This window comes from Maridesulfovibrio sp. (assembly GCF_963666665.1).
Classification (GTDB): Bacteria; Desulfobacterota; Desulfovibrionia; order Desulfovibrionales; family Desulfovibrionaceae; genus Maridesulfovibrio.
Window position 1 is genome coordinate 2,275,175 of the sequence record NZ_OY762999.1, and the last position, 15,585, is coordinate 2,290,759.

18 protein-coding genes are annotated in these 15,585 nt (G+C 48.7%); 5 read left to right on the top strand and 13 right to left on the bottom strand.

Features of this window, described 5'->3' with window-relative positions; translation table 11 throughout:
- On the bottom strand, nt 1–852 hold the full coding sequence (locus ACKU40_RS10530) for an NAD(+)/NADH kinase (protein ID WP_320172758.1): 852 nt from the start codon (nt 850–852) through the stop codon (nt 1–3).
- A gap of 234 nt (nt 853–1,086) precedes the next feature.
- On the opposite strand from ACKU40_RS10530, the gene ACKU40_RS10535 reads away from it, so the two are divergent.
- Together ACKU40_RS10535 and flgM are read left to right on the top strand one after the other, a co-directional pair.
- Complete coding sequence (locus ACKU40_RS10535; RefSeq protein ID WP_320172759.1) at nt 1,087–1,503, top strand: DVU0524 family FlgM-associated protein; 417 nt, start codon at nt 1,087–1,089, stop codon at nt 1,501–1,503.
- 57 nt (nt 1,504–1,560) lie between these two features.
- The gene (gene flgM, locus ACKU40_RS10540; RefSeq protein WP_320172760.1) at nt 1,561–1,860 is read left to right on the top strand and encodes a flagellar biosynthesis anti-sigma factor FlgM; all 300 of its coding nucleotides are present in this window, start codon (nt 1,561–1,563) and stop codon (nt 1,858–1,860) included.
- An 86-nt stretch (nt 1,861–1,946) separates the two neighbouring features.
- Here flgM and fliW read toward each other — a convergent pair whose 3' ends face one another.
- The 12 genes from fliW to ACKU40_RS10600 form a co-directional block, all read right to left on the bottom strand.
- Nucleotides 1,947–2,399 carry a flagellar assembly protein FliW gene (gene fliW, locus ACKU40_RS10545; protein WP_320172761.1) on the bottom strand — a complete coding sequence of 151 codons (453 nt, stop codon included), beginning with the start codon at nt 2,397–2,399 and terminating at the stop codon, nt 1,947–1,949.
- The gene (csrA, locus tag ACKU40_RS10550) at nt 2,375–2,614 is read right to left on the bottom strand and encodes a carbon storage regulator CsrA (RefSeq protein ID WP_015850902.1); all 240 of its coding nucleotides are present in this window, start codon (nt 2,612–2,614) and stop codon (nt 2,375–2,377) included. The genes fliW and csrA overlap by 25 nt, the downstream gene beginning before the upstream one ends.
- Before the next feature lie 149 nt (nt 2,615–2,763).
- Nucleotides 2,764–4,338, bottom strand: coding sequence for a flagellar hook-associated protein FlgL (gene flgL / locus ACKU40_RS10555; RefSeq protein ID WP_320172762.1), 1,575 nt, complete (start codon nt 4,336–4,338; stop codon nt 2,764–2,766).
- Nucleotides 4,339–4,365: 27 nt separating this feature from the next.
- Nucleotides 4,366–6,480 carry a flagellar hook-associated protein FlgK gene (gene flgK, locus ACKU40_RS10560; protein WP_320172763.1) on the bottom strand — a complete coding sequence of 705 codons (2,115 nt, stop codon included), beginning with the start codon at nt 6,478–6,480 and terminating at the stop codon, nt 4,366–4,368.
- Entirely contained in the window at nt 6,480–6,959 is a 480-nt protein-coding gene (gene flgN, locus ACKU40_RS10565; protein ID WP_320172764.1) for a flagellar export chaperone FlgN, read from the bottom strand. The genes flgK and flgN overlap by 1 nt, the downstream gene beginning before the upstream one ends.
- Before the next feature lie 77 nt (nt 6,960–7,036).
- Nucleotides 7,037–7,759, bottom strand: a complete 723-nt coding sequence (locus tag ACKU40_RS10570; RefSeq protein WP_320172765.1) for a rod-binding protein — start codon at nt 7,757–7,759, stop codon at nt 7,037–7,039.
- A gap of 262 nt (nt 7,760–8,021) precedes the next feature.
- Nucleotides 8,022–9,155 (bottom strand): flagellar basal body P-ring protein FlgI, encoded by a 1,134-nt coding sequence (locus ACKU40_RS10575; RefSeq protein ID WP_320172766.1) that lies wholly within the window; start codon nt 9,153–9,155, stop codon nt 8,022–8,024.
- 56 nt (nt 9,156–9,211) lie between these two features.
- Nucleotides 9,212–9,910: a flagellar basal body L-ring protein FlgH gene (locus ACKU40_RS10580; protein ID WP_320172767.1), complete on the bottom strand. Its 699-nt coding sequence runs from the start codon at nt 9,908–9,910 to the stop codon at nt 9,212–9,214.
- 21 nt (nt 9,911–9,931) lie between these two features.
- On the bottom strand, nt 9,932–10,936 hold the full coding sequence (gene flgA, locus ACKU40_RS10585) for a flagellar basal body P-ring formation chaperone FlgA (protein ID WP_320172768.1): 1,005 nt from the start codon (nt 10,934–10,936) through the stop codon (nt 9,932–9,934).
- A gap of 27 nt (nt 10,937–10,963) precedes the next feature.
- Nucleotides 10,964–11,746 (bottom strand): flagellar basal-body rod protein FlgG, encoded by a 783-nt coding sequence (gene flgG, locus ACKU40_RS10590; protein ID WP_320172769.1) that lies wholly within the window; start codon nt 11,744–11,746, stop codon nt 10,964–10,966.
- Between the two features lie 25 nt (nt 11,747–11,771).
- Nucleotides 11,772–12,539: a flagellar basal-body rod protein FlgF gene (flgF, locus tag ACKU40_RS10595; protein ID WP_320172770.1), complete on the bottom strand. Its 768-nt coding sequence runs from the start codon at nt 12,537–12,539 to the stop codon at nt 11,772–11,774.
- A gap of 140 nt (nt 12,540–12,679) precedes the next feature.
- On the bottom strand, nt 12,680–12,952 hold the full coding sequence (locus tag ACKU40_RS10600; RefSeq protein WP_320172771.1) for a hypothetical protein: 273 nt from the start codon (nt 12,950–12,952) through the stop codon (nt 12,680–12,682).
- Between the two features lie 433 nt (nt 12,953–13,385).
- On the opposite strand from ACKU40_RS10600, the gene rimP reads away from it, so the two are divergent.
- The 3 genes from rimP to ACKU40_RS10615 all read left to right on the top strand — a co-directional run bounded on the left by rimP (nt 13,386) and on the right by ACKU40_RS10615 (nt 15,583).
- Entirely contained in the window at nt 13,386–13,853 is a 468-nt protein-coding gene (rimP, locus tag ACKU40_RS10605; RefSeq protein WP_407944280.1) for a ribosome maturation factor RimP, read from the top strand.
- A 74-nt stretch (nt 13,854–13,927) separates the two neighbouring features.
- Complete coding sequence (nusA, locus tag ACKU40_RS10610; protein WP_320172772.1) at nt 13,928–15,298, top strand: transcription termination factor NusA; 1,371 nt, start codon at nt 13,928–13,930, stop codon at nt 15,296–15,298.
- Between the two features lie 45 nt (nt 15,299–15,343).
- Nucleotides 15,344–15,583: a DUF448 domain-containing protein gene (locus ACKU40_RS10615; protein WP_320172773.1), complete on the top strand. Its 240-nt coding sequence runs from the start codon at nt 15,344–15,346 to the stop codon at nt 15,581–15,583.
- The last annotated feature ends 2 nt before the right edge of the window (nt 15,584–15,585 follow it).

Genomic DNA, 15,585 nt, shown 5'->3' on the forward strand with positions numbered 1-15,585 from the left:
TTACTCCGTGAGAAAGCCTTTGCTTCTCAATTTTTCAAAAAAAGTATTGCTGCGGATGCGGGCCAGAATGAGGTCTTTCTTGTGTCTGGAAATTATCACCCGATACCCCACACTCAAGGGATAAGGAACTCGTCCGTCTTCGGTAAGGTAAACATCACCGGTTGTCTCCCCGATATCAATAGTCAACGGCGTATCAACAGTCAGAACCATGGGCCGGATACCGTTTAAAAATGGACAGACCGGAGTCACGCACATGGCAGCAAGCTCAGGATGCACCAACGGACCTCCAGCGGAAACGTTATATGCGGTAGATCCGGTGGCAGTGGATACGATAAGTCCATCAGCGCGCAGATTCTTGATCCATTGACCCTTCTGTCCAATATCAAGGGAAATGATTCTGGCTACAGCTCCTCGGGAAATAACCAGATCATTGATCGCTACACCGCGCGCCACAATTCCGTTTCCGCGCTGGACTTCATAATCAAATGCGGTCCGGGGAGAAAGATCCAGCTCGTTGCTGAAAAACCTTTCCAATGCTGTTTCCCAGTCCTCAGGAAGTACCTCGGCGAGAAAGCCTACCCGGCCATGGTTAATACCCAATACCGGAACTTCCCAGTCGATGACATTTCCGGCAACACTAATAAATGTACCGTCTCCTCCGAGAACCAATACCAGCATGGTATTTTCCCGATATGCGGAAACGTTTATCCTCGCCGGAGGATAAGGGTGCTCTACAATGTCGGAATCAACGCCGCGAAGACTGAGCCAGCGGGCGATTTCCCCACCCAACTCAGCCGCAGCACCTCCGCCGGACTTGGTGACAATTAAAACAGAACCTTGACTATCTGACATAGCTAACTCTCCTATTAGAAAGAAGCCCAAGATTCAACTATTTGCTGCTTTAAAAAATAAGAAGATTATCATTTGCAGCCAATCTTTTTTGTGAAATAAAATTTAAGGTATCTTTCACATAAAAACATAACTTACTGTAAAAGATATAAAAATAATTTTCATTTTTTTTTATTAAATTACCCTAAAGATTATATAGGAACCAGCCGATACAGGGTATGAGGAGGATTATGTACCGTGGCTAACACCCCTGCAGAAATACGTAATATGCTGCAAACTTATGGAAAGCAGCTGACCAGTGCCAAGCGACTGGCCCGATTCAGGCGTGCCCTGAAAAGGTCCGAGTCTCCTGACACGGTTACTATTTCACGGCAGGCAAGACGTCGCGAGCTGGTGGAAAAAGTTTCCCGGGAAATTATCGAAAATCTTATCATCTCGGGTAATGAAAATCCGGTAGTGTCCGATATATTAGAACAGCTGGAACTTGATTTCGGTGATCGCTTTGTTTTCGAGTACCCTCTCGACGGCAGCGATGTGCAAGTTCTAAAAGAAACTCCTGAAGGAATTCATGACCTGCCGCGCGAAGAAAAAGCGCAGGTCATGAACAGACTATGGGAGATCACACTGGACAAGGTTGACCGGACCATGCTCTGATGCTGGCCGCTTTACGTAAACTCTTTTTATTGTAACATGGTAACCCCGGAGGGGATTATGAAGATTAACCAGTATAGCCAGCCCCCTCTCAAGGCCTACTCTGACAACCGGGTGAACAATGCTGCGGACAAGACACAAGCACAGCAGCAGAGTTCCGCTCCCAGTCGGGACGTTGTAAATGTCTCGTCTCAGGCAAGACTGCTCGGCGCAGCACGGCAGACTGCCACAGAAAGCCCGGACACCAGAGAACAGAAGGTAAGAGAGCTCAGGGAACAGGTACGCTCAGGTACATATAAGCCGGATATTCGCAAGACGGCCATGAACCTTGTGCGCGATGAAGTGGATTTCTTAAAGTAAAAGAGGTGAAATCCAGATAAGGATTCCACCGCTTTGATGACTAAAATATAAGGGAAATTTCCCGCACAGCTGACCCGGCAACGCTTCTACGAAGATTCATCGTTCGCCGGGCGGAAGTGTGTCGGATATTTAGAGTCCACCTGCGGGACCTGCATACCGCGCTTAGCCTCGGAGTTAATTACAATGGGACCGCCGAGGTTAAGGGTCGTTTCATTAGGTCTTCCCGGAGGAATGGTGACCGTCACCAGCACTGCAATCTGACGGACATTTTCCACCCTTAAAATTCTTTTCTCCGCTTCACTTAAACGGACTTCATAGTCGTCCATGAAACTGTAAGGATCGGCCACCAGCAAACCTAGAGCCGGATCTTCGAGACTTTGCAGCAGTAGAAACGGAGAATTCTCGCTAAGCTGAATTAAAGCGAAATCCCTCTTATCGTCAAAGCCGATCAATCCACGGGAAAAATAAATAATACCTTCATCGGTAATTTCTCTTTCCCCGATACGGGTCCTGATTATTTTTTTTCTTTCTTTTGCCATAACTCGGTCGCAGCAAGAAGGTCCTGCTCTGTGTTTTCAAGCGCCAAACGGTTCTGTTCTTTAATCTTGAGGTAAACCTCTTCCCTATAGACAGTAGTTTCAGCCGGTATCTCAAGACCAAGCTTAACCTGCCGGCCTTGCACGCTTAATACCGTGATTTTTATATTGTCATCCAGGTAAAGGGCTTCCCCCGGTCTCCGGGTCAGAATAAGCATATCAATATGTGTGTAAATAATCCTTTTGGATTGTTTCTGCTTTGATCGAAAACATCCGCCACTATGGAAAACATTTTCAGCACTGGATAAGTAGTAGCTCAAGAAAGCCCCTGCGGGCAAGCACAACTATCTACATTTAAATAAATTTCTTAAACATAATTAAGCAGGTTCATCTTCATGATCATGGAAGAGCTCTTCAGTACAGCTTCATATACAATCTGCTGCTGGGAAAGCTTGGTCATAAGTTCTCCAACATCAACATCCTCAATATGCGAGATACGATCCTTCTCGTTGAGTTCAAGACTGGAGAGGACCTGATCCGCAACCGCCAGTCTGTTTTCCCTGCCACCAACATCGGCAGCCTTGGTCAGCACATGCTTCTGGGATAAATTCAAACTTTCAAGACATTCCTGCACGCCGCTCTGGTTGTTGGTTTCCAGAAAGGCCACAAGGTTACCCATTGTTTCGAGCAGGTTTTGTGTAGGCGAACTTCCGTCTCCGGTAAACGTACTGTTGTTATTGAAAACAACACTGGCTCCGGTTGCTCCGGGCTGCTGGTAAACTCCGCCGAAAATATCCTTACCTACGTCATTGATGCGTACAAATTCATTTTCCTGAATCTGAACATCCATTGCCGCAGTATCAGGATGGACTAAGAACTGTGCTCCGGATGCCAGAGCATTGGCTCCACCGTTTGAATGGATGGTCAAAGTTCCGCCGGGAATGGTCAGCACAGCATTGGAAGTAATCCCGTCAGCAGGCTTGATATTGCCATCAACCCAGCTGACACCACCATCAAGACTGTAGGAGTATTCTATCTGGCTGGCCAGATCGGTAGTATTGTCAATACGGACAACTACGTCCTTATTAAAACTGCCTTCAGCCTGATTCAAGGGACCGTTCAGGTTGGTGTTCATTCCGACAACATTAATACCATCCGCATCATCGCCCATATACTGTGCAGTGGGACGCACCCACATCCAGGTACCGGAAGCGTCATTGGTATCAGTCGCGGAGTTGGCAGTAACCGGAATATTGACTGCAGGGGCTCCCAGATCAAAATCCATAGTCACGCCGTCGAAATCCAACTGCGTGGCACCGGCAGCAAGAGTCTTGGTGGTGAAAGTTTTTCCGCCATCCTTTGAGTAGCGGTAATCAAGGTCTGCACCGCCACCGATATCACCTGAATCAAGGAATTGAACCACTATGGTTTTATCTGCACTGCCGGTGATCGTAAAATTTCGTGAAGAAACATTGGAATCATTGGTAGTCATCCAGAGCTTTTCAGCATAGGCATTTTCATCAACCTTATGTCCGGCATAAATACTCTTGCCTTCATATTCGGTATTGGCAAGAGATACCAACTGCTGGAAAAGCTGACGGGCTTCGTAGCTGATCTGTTCCCTGTTGTCAGCAGTGATAGTACCGGAAGCACCCTGTTCGGCCAAACCCTTGGCACGGGTGATAATTGTGGAAACCTGAGTCAGGGTCGTATCCGAAAGGGAAAGCCACCCCTTCGCGGTATCAATGTTGTCCCGGTACTGCTTGACTGTGGCGAGGGTTTCACGGTGGTCGAGAATACGAGCCATGCCCACAGGATCATCAGAAGGCTTGTTCACCTTCTTCTGGGTCTGTGCCTGAATATTGCTGTCTACCAAATCGGTAAGCGACCTATTCATGTTGGACACATACGTGTTAAAAAGCATTTGCTGCGATACTCTCATAGCCTTTCTCCCTCAGCCTTTTAAACCTTAGTTCTTCATTCCCAGCAGGGTCTGAAGCATCTGGTCAGCGGTTGTGATCAGCTTTGCAGCAGCAGTGTATGAATGCTGGTATTTGATCAAGTTACTCATTTCTTCATCAATATTTACACCCGACACAGACTGCTGCTTCTCGTTAAGATCGGATGCGAGTGTTTCCTGAAAATTCTTGTTGAACTTTGCAGTTCCGGTATCAGCACCTACCACCGCTACAGTACCATCGTAATATTCGATCAGGGTCTGCTTGGTGGTGCCGTCAAAAGCGGTGGTGATGTCCAGATCGGTCATACCCATCTGCTTTATTTTGAGGGCATTGGAGTTGTCACCGGAGTTGAATTCACCGGCTCCGTTCACATGGCCGGCATTGATGAAATCGATATCTCCGTTAACACCGGCATTAACCGCAATGTCAGATGCCTGAGAACCGCTGAAATATGTATTCAATCCGAGTGCTGCATATATACCGGAGGTATCGGTTCCCAACTGGAAATTATAACCGTCCTTAGCGGTAATGTGCAGCTTGTGGTTCACGATAGAAGCGTCGACATATGTTCCGAAAGATGCATCAATCGCAGCTTCAACATCCTCAAGACTGTGCACGGAAGGATCAAAATTCTGCACACCCGGAGGAACAATGGAACTGAAGTCAATCTGCCCGGAAGCTTCCATGGCTCCGGTGGAAGAGTTATAGAAATACATCAGCGAGTTACCGGACTGCAGCCTGTCTGCGAAAGGCAATCCTGAAGAACCACTGCCCAGAGCGGCAGTATCAGTGTTAACACTGTAGGTTCCTTCGAGAGAGGTGTGAGCCTTGAGGCCTGCTCCCTGTGAATGGATACGGTTGGTCTGCCAGACGAGTTCATTGGTCAGGGCATCCATGCGCTCTTTATATCTACCCACTGAGTTATCACGGAAGTTGAAAAGACCTGCCAGCGAACCACCGGTAACCCTTCTGGTGTTATCCTGCCCTGCGAAGTTGATCTGCGGGGTGATGTTTTCCTTGGTGGAGGTATTCTCAACCCAGTACAAAGCACTCTTGGGTACGATATTGAATTTGTCGCCCACGGACATGTTGGTGGCGGGCGCGGTAGAAGGATCAGCCCCAGTTCCGAACCAGATCTGCAGGTCATCCACCTGAATGGCACCTGATTCTGCGTTGGCAGTAAATGTTTTTACGGTACCGTCATCGTTTTTTAGCCATGTGGTACCGCCATCGAGAGACACGCGATATTCAGCAGTTCCCATACCGCCGGCAGTTACACATTCCAAAGTGTATTCAAACTCACTGGAGCCTGCGAAATAAGCTTTACCGTCAAAGTTTGAAGCCGGAGTCAGGTTGTTCTGGCTCTGCGGTCCATCGTAGGAAATACTGAAATGCTTATCGCCGTCCACCAAAGTCTGTCCGGCTCCGGTGGTAATGGTGACATTTCCCTTTCCGTTATCGATCATCTTTGTATCCATGATCTCGGAAAGCTCACGGATCAAAGTAGCTCTTTCATCATAAAGGGCATTGGGATTGTTCTGACCATCAACCTGATCAACGTTAATGCGCTGGTTGATCTCGGCAATGCGCTCCATGATATCATTAGCCTTGGTCACATCCTGCTTGATGTAATCTTCAACCTGCTGCTGATAGCGGGTCATGTCATTTTGCATACTGTGCAGGGAATTGACGAGGTTTGTGGTATCACTAAGCAACTGCTGGCGAGAAGCAGCATCATTAGGACGCTGGCTGAGTTCCTGCCAGTCATTGAAAAATTTAGTCAGGCTGGAGTTAAGACCGTAGCCCTTTGATTCGTTAAAAAGGGATTCAACACTGCTCAAGGTGCTGTAAAGGGTATCCCAGCGCTCACGCATTGTGGCTTTGTCGTTATAGCTATTCTCTACGAACTGGTCGAAATTACGATAAACTTCAGCTGCGCGTACACCGGTGCCAAGCTGCCCCGGATTGTAGTTGATGCTGACCCGTTCCTCGAGGCGGACCTTGCGACGGGAGTATCCTTCGGTGTTAACATTGGAGATGTTGTCACCGGTTACGGAAATCGCCGACTGCGAAGCAAAAAGGGCCCCTGTGCCCAGATTCAGAAGAGAATTAACACCGGGCATTAGAGCCTCCCGTTAATTAATGAAGCCTGAGGCTTAGGATTTGTGTAACGACCGCGTGCAGAATAAACATTCTTTTCCTTGGGGGTGATTTCCCTGTGCAGGAAATCCAGCATGGAAGAAGATTGCTCAAGCAGGGCCTGGGCCAGCTGATGGTTTTTAGTCGCCTGAACACCGCATTTCTGTTCAAGCTCATCTATCTTAGAAAGAAGCTTTTCAATTTCAGCACGCTGCCCATCCTCGATGGCAGAAAGAATCTGACCGAGTCGCTGTGCAGAAGGGTCAAATTTTTGAACGAAAGATCTCATAGACATACGCTCAGCGGAAATCTGTCTCATAAGCTCCTGTATTACCAGTTCAACTCCGGTGACCCCGTGCGGATCCTTGTTCATAAGCAGGGAAAATTCTTCCTGAAGAAGCATGGAGAGCAACAAGACTGCCTTTGACTGTCTGTCTAGATTTGCCTGTATAAGTTTGATCATTTCCCTCTCCTCCCTACTTAAAAACCTGATATTTATTGTTTTTTATATTTATCGAAGATTTCTTAACAAAACCTTGTCTAAATACCAGCAAGTTTCTTGCCAATTTCTTCAGCAGTCACACCCTGCACATAAACTTTTGTGTCATGTTCCTGCTCAATCTTACGGGCCAGCTCTTCAATCTTAGCCATGGCTTCAGTCCGGCTCATTAGAGGCTGTGCAGATAAACTTGAAGAACTTTCACGGGCAACCTGACGCTCAACGCGCTGCCCCATACTGAAATCTTCATCTTCGAGTGAAATACCGGGCTTAGGCAGAGGTATTCCGGGCAGCCCATTACCTGCATCTTTATTAATTGAGGCCAGACGGGTTCCATGAACTGATCCCTGACGCCCGACATCATCAAGAGTCTTTAAGGCTGTTGAGTTACCGGTGCCCGGCAGGGTTGATTTGCTGGCGTTTTCCAATTTGGCACGCAATTGGTCATAAAGCATGTCACCCAGCCCGATACCGCCGCCCTCAGCCAGCTTTTCGGAAAAATCCTTATCAAACATGGCTGTGTACTGCTGCTCATACCTGTTGCTAAGGTAGCCGCCCTTAGGAACGTTCTTACGCATCTGCTGCCAGATTTTGCCCATGAAGACCGCTTCGAACTTCTTGCAGGCATCCCGCAAAGCAGCTTCCTGATCCTTTCCACCGGAAAGGCGGTCGTTCAGGCTGGTAAGCTTGCGCTTGAAACCCTGCAATTCCTTACTTTCGGCATTGGCCTGCGCGTTAGCTGTGTTCAGTGTGCTGTCGATCATTCTTTACTTCCTCCAATTCATGCACGGCCCCGGACATCAATCCGCCTGAGACCACTTTCAAACCTAAATTGCAAATCGCGTACCGTATCAGCTCACCCCTCTATTCATCAGCACTTAGACCCCATTCACGATCTCAAATCCTGCATTTATCCCTGAACGGTCAAGAGTTTGACCGGGGCTCTTTCAGATCGAAAACAAGAAAAGCCCGGCAGTAGCCTGCCGGGCTTTTCTTGAATTTATTGTATCTACTGAATTTTACTATTTAGATCACTTCCAGCTCTGCATGCAGGGCTCCGGCAACCTTCATTGTTCTCAGGATGGATATAAGGTCACGCGGTGTTGCACCTATGGCATTCAGACCGTCAACCAGTTCCTGCAGAGTTGCACCTTCAACAAGCATCAGCCTGTTGTTGTCTTCTTCGACCTGAAGATCAGTCTCAGGAGTTGCCACAGTCTCAGCTCCTTCAGGTGCAAAGGGACCGGGCTGGCTTACGTCCGCACCTTCCGCAATGACAACTTGCAGGTTTCCGTGAGCAATGGCGACCTTGGTCAGGCGGACATTACGTCCCAGAACAACCGTTCCGGTCTTTTCATCAACCACGACCTTGGCTTTGGTATCGGGTGCGATTTCAAGATTTTCAAGGGCAGCCATGAGCGGAACCATGTTGCCCCGAAATTGTTCGGGAATAGCGAGATCAACGGTGGAAGCATCAACAGCATTGGCATAGGAACCGCCGACAACGCCGTTAATCCTCTTCACTACCTGCATCGTTGTACCGAAATCGGAAACACCGAGGTTAATGGTAATTTTCCGCTGACGATTGAAATCAAAAGGTACTGAACGTTCGATCGTTGCCCCGGAAGGAATGCGGGCCACGGTAACAACGTTCTTGGATGCAGTCGCAGCTTCGCCGCTTGCGGAGAAACCACCTACTGTCAAGGCCCCTTGTGCAAGGGCGTAAACCTTACCGTCAATACCTTTTAGAGGAGTCAGCAAAAGCACGCCGCCGAAGAGAGACTTACTGTCCCCGATAGAGGAAACAGTAACATCTATCGGTGCACCGGGCTTTGCGGAAACAGGCATCTTGGCGGTAACCATTACTGCGGCAACGTTCTTGGGCTTGATTGTAGAACGGTCAACCTGAACACCCATTTTTTCCAGCATGTTGATCATGGAGGTGATTGTAAATGCGGAGTTGGTTCCGTCGCCCGTTCCCGAGAGACCTACAACCAGACCGTAACCGACCAGATCGTTATCACGTACGCCGCTGAAGGAGGAAATATCCTTCAACCTGACCGCTTCTGCGGACTGGGCGCTCATGAGTACGATGAACAGGAGCAATACGACTGCCGCAAGCCCTGCTGTCATTCTGTTCATCCTGTTAGCGAATTTCATCCTTCCCTCCATTGATCACTGTAACTCTTATAAAACCTTATTAACATACCCTGACACTAGAAGGGCCATACATTATCAAGAATTCTGGAAAGCCAGCCTGGTCTCTGCTTATCAGCAAGAATGCCCCGACCATAAACTTCGATGTGGGCATCTGCCAGATAATTGGATGCCACGGTATTGCTGGGACCGATGTCGCGATGGCGCAACAGCCCGCGCACAACCAGCACCTGAGTTTCATCATTAATGCGCACCTGACGCGCACCTTCCACCTGCATGACGTTGCCGGGAAGAATCCGAACTACCCTGCAGGCGACAGATGCGGTGAGAGTTGATTCGTTCTTGGTCTCACCGGTACTCTTGAACTTGTTTGAAGTGGCAGAACCGATCAGCGGTGTATCACCGGCACCGCCTTTCATATTGAAAGGATCAACCGCAGTGGCAATACCTGCACTAAAATTTGTAACAGCAAGGCTGGTATCATTTGTCTTCTCTGCCTTAGAGTCTGAAGTATGCTTACCCTTGCTTGTCTCGGAAACAGTTACTACCACGATGTCACCTATTCGTCTGGCCCTGTTATCATCAAAAAGATATTCCGAATCAGATGCAGCAAACAGCGAACCGGGGTTATTCATAGGTTCGGGTTCATACTGGGCGGGGGGAGTCATAACCGGCATGGGTGTCGGAGCCTGCTTGGCAGGGGAGCACCCCGCACAAACAGCTAAAAGAAGCATCGTTGCCAGTGTTGTTTTTTTCATTTTATTATTTCCTCCGCTTAATTACTGAACCTGAACGGTTTGGGCGTTGATGACTGTCGCAACAACCTTACGTTTACTTTGCAAATTACGTACCGTGATATTCTGACCAACACCGGCGTCCTCAAGGGCTTCCACCGGAACGGTAAGCTTCAAATTTTTGCCTCTGAACAGCAGGGTAACCTTGTCCCCCCTGGCGATAACCGGAGCCGGTTCAATTGATGAACGCATGATGGGCTGTCCGGTTCCCACCGGAACTTTGACCCGCCATGGCCCGCCTTTACCATCCCAAACCTGATTACCCAAGTGAGCCATATTCTTGCTCTGCCAGGTAATAAGGTCAGGCGTGACCAATTCCTTACGGTTAATGGGGCGAACAGGACATGGAACCGGCTTCCAAAGATCCACAAACAGGGATCCGGCCAATCGACGTAAAACCTTTCCGTCCACGCTGACTACTTCCATTCTGAAACTGTTGCTTCCCGGTTCAAGGGCCCGGGGGATATGGACCCTCAAACTGTCCATGGAATCTTTAAAGAACAGATAGGGAGGCAACTTGAATTCCCTGAACTTGTAATCCCCACCCATAGTTTCAGCCTGTGGGGTCAAGACTTTGACAACTGCCCTCTGCAATTGTTCCTGCGACATCACCTTGCCGCCGGACTGCATGGTCAGAGTTGACGGGATAATACAATTGCGAACCAGCTCACCAAGATAATGCTGCAGAATCACGCGCAGCTTATTTCGATTCACCCTGACAGGCTTGCGGCCACGGGCCGGGGCATTCCAAAGCTCTACCTCGGAAAGGTCTGCTTTGGTCCGCGCAGGGAGATCACCGTAAAAATCGGCGATATCACCAAGAGTAACCCTTGGACCATTAACCACTGCGGCAGACTTGATCCTGATCCGCCAGTCGGTGTTTTCCTTTGAAGCTGTTGCAGGGTCGGCCGCAAAAGAAGCCAACAGCGCAGCAAGCATAAGCATCAATGCACCCTTGCGAAACATGTTGATAAAACCTGCCTTAGTCATAATAAAACCCGTCCTGTCAGTTAGTTACTATCGCTTAACGTTAATTGCTGTCTGGAGCATGGAGTCGGAAGTAGTGATGGCCTTGGAGTTGGTCTCGTAAGCCCTCTGACCGACAATAAGTCCGACCATTTCATCAACCAGTTCCACGTTGGAGCCTTCAAGATATCCCTGAGCAAGAGTACCGAAATTATCTTCGCCCGGAGTACCCTGAATGGCTGCACCGGAAGCTTCAGTGGGAACGTAGAGGTTTTTACCTACAGCATTCAGACCGGCTTCGTTGATGAAGTCATAAATTGTGATATCTGCGCTTGAAAGTTCAGTTCCGTTTTTATCCACTGCAGCAATGTGGCCGTCTTCGGAAACAACTACGTTTACAGCCTCGGTCGGCACTGTGAATTCAGGCTGAAGCGGATAACCGTTTGAGGTAACCAGACGCCCATCACTGTCGAGCTTGAATGCACCAGCACGGGTGTAGGCTTCTTCACCATTACGGTCTACGAGAAAAAAACCGTTACCTTCAATGGCGATATCAAGAGGGTTACCGGTACTTTCGAAAGACCCCTGACTGAAGAATTTGTGAATGCTGACCTCTTTTACACCCATGCCGATCTGCATACCTGTGGGCAGTCTGTTACCGCCTTCGGTCTCAGAACCCGCAATTCGCATGGTCTGGTACATGAGATCTTCGAACTCCACCCTGCTCTTTTTGAACCCCTGAGTGTTCACATTGGCAAGGTTGTTGGAAAGAACATCGATGTGAGTCTGCTGGGCAACCATACCTGTGGCCGCCGTCCAGAGTGAACGCATCATAACTATATCCCCCTGTTTTAATTAATTACATTGCTGCCCGACCAACCTGCTGAATGACCTTCTGGTCAAGCTGGTCTGTGGTGGTAATCATTTTCTGATACATTTCAAAGCTGCGCTGGCATTCAATCATCGCAACCATTTCATTGACGACTTCGACATTTGATTTTTCAATGTATCCCTGCGCAACTTCACCTTCTGCGGGTATTTCTCCACCTTCATTAACAAAGAGGTTTTCTCCCTGCTTCTTAAGGGTGCGCGGATCTGCAGGCTGGACAAAATCGAGCCTGCCGACTTCTTGACCATCAGCGTAGATCACTCCTTCGCCATCAACGGCTACTCTGGAACGAGGAGGAAGGTTGACCTCTCCGCCATTGGCCATAACCGGATAACCCTGCTCAGTAACAAGGGTTCCTTCGGATGAAAGGGTAAAAACACCGTTTCTTGTAAGGAGAGTTTCGCCGTTCTTCTGAACCTTGAAGAAACCGTCCCCGCGGATAGCGAGATCGAGCGGATTGCCTGTTTTCTGGAAAGAGCCCTGCGACATGTCGATCACTTCTTCTGAGAGTCTGGGACGGGCCATAACTTTTGCTTCCGGAAGCAGGTCTTTATCCCTGAGGTATGGCTTGGCGTCAGCCACATAATCATGGGCGAACTTGATAAACGTGTCCTGAAAAGCACAGTTGTCACGTTTAAAACCGGTAGTATTGACGTTCGCCAAATTATTGGCGCTGATATCAATCCTGTGTTCGTTGGACATGGCCCCGAATAGGGCACTGAAAATACTGGATCGCATGTCTTTTCTCCTGAAAGAGGATTTACTCCGCATTAGTTGCTGCACAGAACAAAGCAAAGTACATGCCAAAAGACATGAAACAAAAAAATCCCGGCCAAGCATACACTTGACCGGGACAGATTCAATCAGTCGGAGGATTATCAGGCTGAGAGATGGACCACTACGCCGACCCTTAATTCGGGAACTACACCTTGGGTAGCATCAGGACTGAGGTAGCCCATAGTTGCGTCTTCAGCTTCAAAAGCAATTGTAGCATCAAGACTGCGTACACCTTGTGTGGCCGGGGTTATGACCACATGTCCTGCCGGACCGGGTACGGTGGAGCCAGCCGGACCGGCACTAAAGGTAGCAGCCGGCGCTGCCTGCACGTGCCCTGCGGGCCCTGCAACGATATTGTCAGTAAGTACCGGCATTTTTTCTATCCTGTTTAATATTCTGTTCCGTATAATTAAATAATAAATCCATAATACGGTAAGTCAAATCTAACTATATGAAACGCTAAAGTCAAAGGATAACGGGTTGCAGCTACTATAATATAATGATACTCATCAACAGACCTGCAACCGGGGCAAGTCCCATCCCCACTTATTTGTTCCTCACCTCAAACACTCATTCAGGACTTGACATTGATTCGGGTTACGCCTAAGTTGCTGAACTCGGTGCGGGTGTATCTCAGTGTTCCCAACGGGCATACATCTAGACTTTTGAAGTTTCAGGCAAACCTCATACATTCGCATCAGCCTCAATTTTTCAACCTTTCGTTGGGTTAAGATGCTGAGGTGGGCCTTCTTCAGGTCCACTTTTTTTTATTTTGTCCGCCTGAAAACCAGATGCACGGGGTAAGTCGTGGAACAGGGCTCATTAGCCAAAAAAGTAAGCCAGTTCGTGGAGCCGACCATTGAATCAATGGGGCTGACCCTCTGGGGAGTGGAAGTAACTTCCGCCAACCGTCCGGCTGTCATCATCTATATCGACAGCGAAGATGGCGTAAGTATTGATCAGTGCGCAGAAGTAAGCAGGGATGTAGGTCTCATGCTTGAAGTTGAAGAAGTAATCGACAGCGCATATGTTCTGGAAGTTTCCTCACCCGGACTGGAAAGAAAATTTTTCAAACCGGAGCAGATGTCCTCCTATGTAGGAAGAAAAATGGACATCGCCCTTGTCTTCTCCATCGAAGGCCGCAAGAAATTCAGAGGCCTCCTTCAGGAAACTGACGAGGAAGGTATCCAGATCAAACTGGAAGACCAGGAAGATCCCATTAAAATTGAATGGGATAGAATAAAGAAAGCAAAACTCATCCACGAGTTTAAATAAATTAATAAGGCAGTCATTCGGCTAGTCGGCACAGATCATGTGTCATGGAAATTGTGCCGAAGCGGAGGAGCGATATGGGTTCTGAACTCAAAAAAGCGATTGACCAGATCAGCAAGGACCGTGGGATCGACAGAGACCTGCTCATCGATACCCTTGAAGAAGCGGTGCGTTCATCTGTGGCCCGCAAATATGGCGACGCCATGGATATCGAAGTCAACTTCAATGAAGATGCCGGCGAAATCGAAGTCTACCAGTTCAAGGTAGTTGCTGCGGAAGTTGAAGACGAAATCAGCGAGATCACACTCGAAGAAGCAAAAGAACACGATCCCAACGTGCAGATCGACGATGAAATGGGTTTCAAACTCAAAGTCGAAGATCTGGGCAGGATCGCAGCACAATCCGCAAAGCAGGTTATTATCCAGCGTATGCGTGATGCAGAGCAGGAAATCATCTACGATGAATTCAAAAACCGCATGCATGAAATTGTCAGCGGTATCATTCAGCGCCGCGACCGTAGCGGTTGGATTATCAACCTCGGCCGCACCGAAGCGGTACTGCCCAAGGGCGAACAGATCCCCCGCGAAAGATACAAACGCGGTGACAGGGTTCAAGCTTTCATCATTGATGTTCAGAAAGAATCCCGTGGTCCCCAGATAACTGTTTCCCGCTCCCATCCTGACTACATGACCGCACTTTTCAAAAGGGAAGTTCCCGAAGTTGACGATGCAACCGTTAAAATCATGGGCGTTGCCCGTGATCCGGGACTGCGCGCCAAAGTTGCTGTTAACTCCCTTGACCGCGATGTTGATCCTGTAGGCGCATGCGTCGGTATCCGCGGCTCCCGCATCCAGAACATTGTTCAGGAACTGCGCGGTGAACGTATTGATATCGTTGTCTGGAGCCAGGACATCGCAATGTATGCCCAGAACGCTCTCTCCCCTGCTGTAATCACCAGAATTGCTGTGGACGAAGATGAGAAAACCCTTGAAGTGGTTGTTCCCGATGACCAGCTTACCGTAGCTATCGGCCGCAAGGGACAGAACGTAAAGCTTGCTTCCAGACTTCTGGGTTGGAAGATTGATGTCTTCACAGAAAGCCGCTACGGCGAAATGAACGCCGCAAGCAAGGGCCTTGACCAGTTGGCAAGTGTTGCTGAAATTCCGGTTGATAACTTCCTCTCCGCAGGATTTGAAACCGTCAGCCAGGTTGCCAATGCTTCCGAGGAAATTCTCATGTCCATTTCCGGCATGACTCCTTCCAAGGTATCGGACATGAAGTCCGCAATCATGCTGCTGGGCATCGGTGACGCTGAAGATGCTGTGATAGAGACTGAAACCGAAGCCACTGCTGAAGCGGAAGCTCAGGTCGAAGAAACTACACAGGCGGAAGATGCGGTTGAAGAAACCGCCGGCGAAGAATCCGAAGAACAGGAATCTAAGGAATAATAAACTCCGGGGGCAACCCCGGAGATTCAATAAAGGCAGTTGTATTTGACCGGAAAGGACAGCACAGAAAAACATGAACCGACAAGGTCATGTGTCATTTGCAGGCAGCGTTTTGCCAAAGAAGAACTGTTCAGGTTCGTTGTGGGCAAGGGGGCTTCCGACAGCGAGCTTATTCCGGATGAGAAAAAGGTAATGCAGGGCCGAGGCTACTACGTCTGCGGCAATGACAAATGCCTTGAAAGATTTAAATTTTTTCGGCCACGGAAGAAGAACTTCAGGGGGTAGAA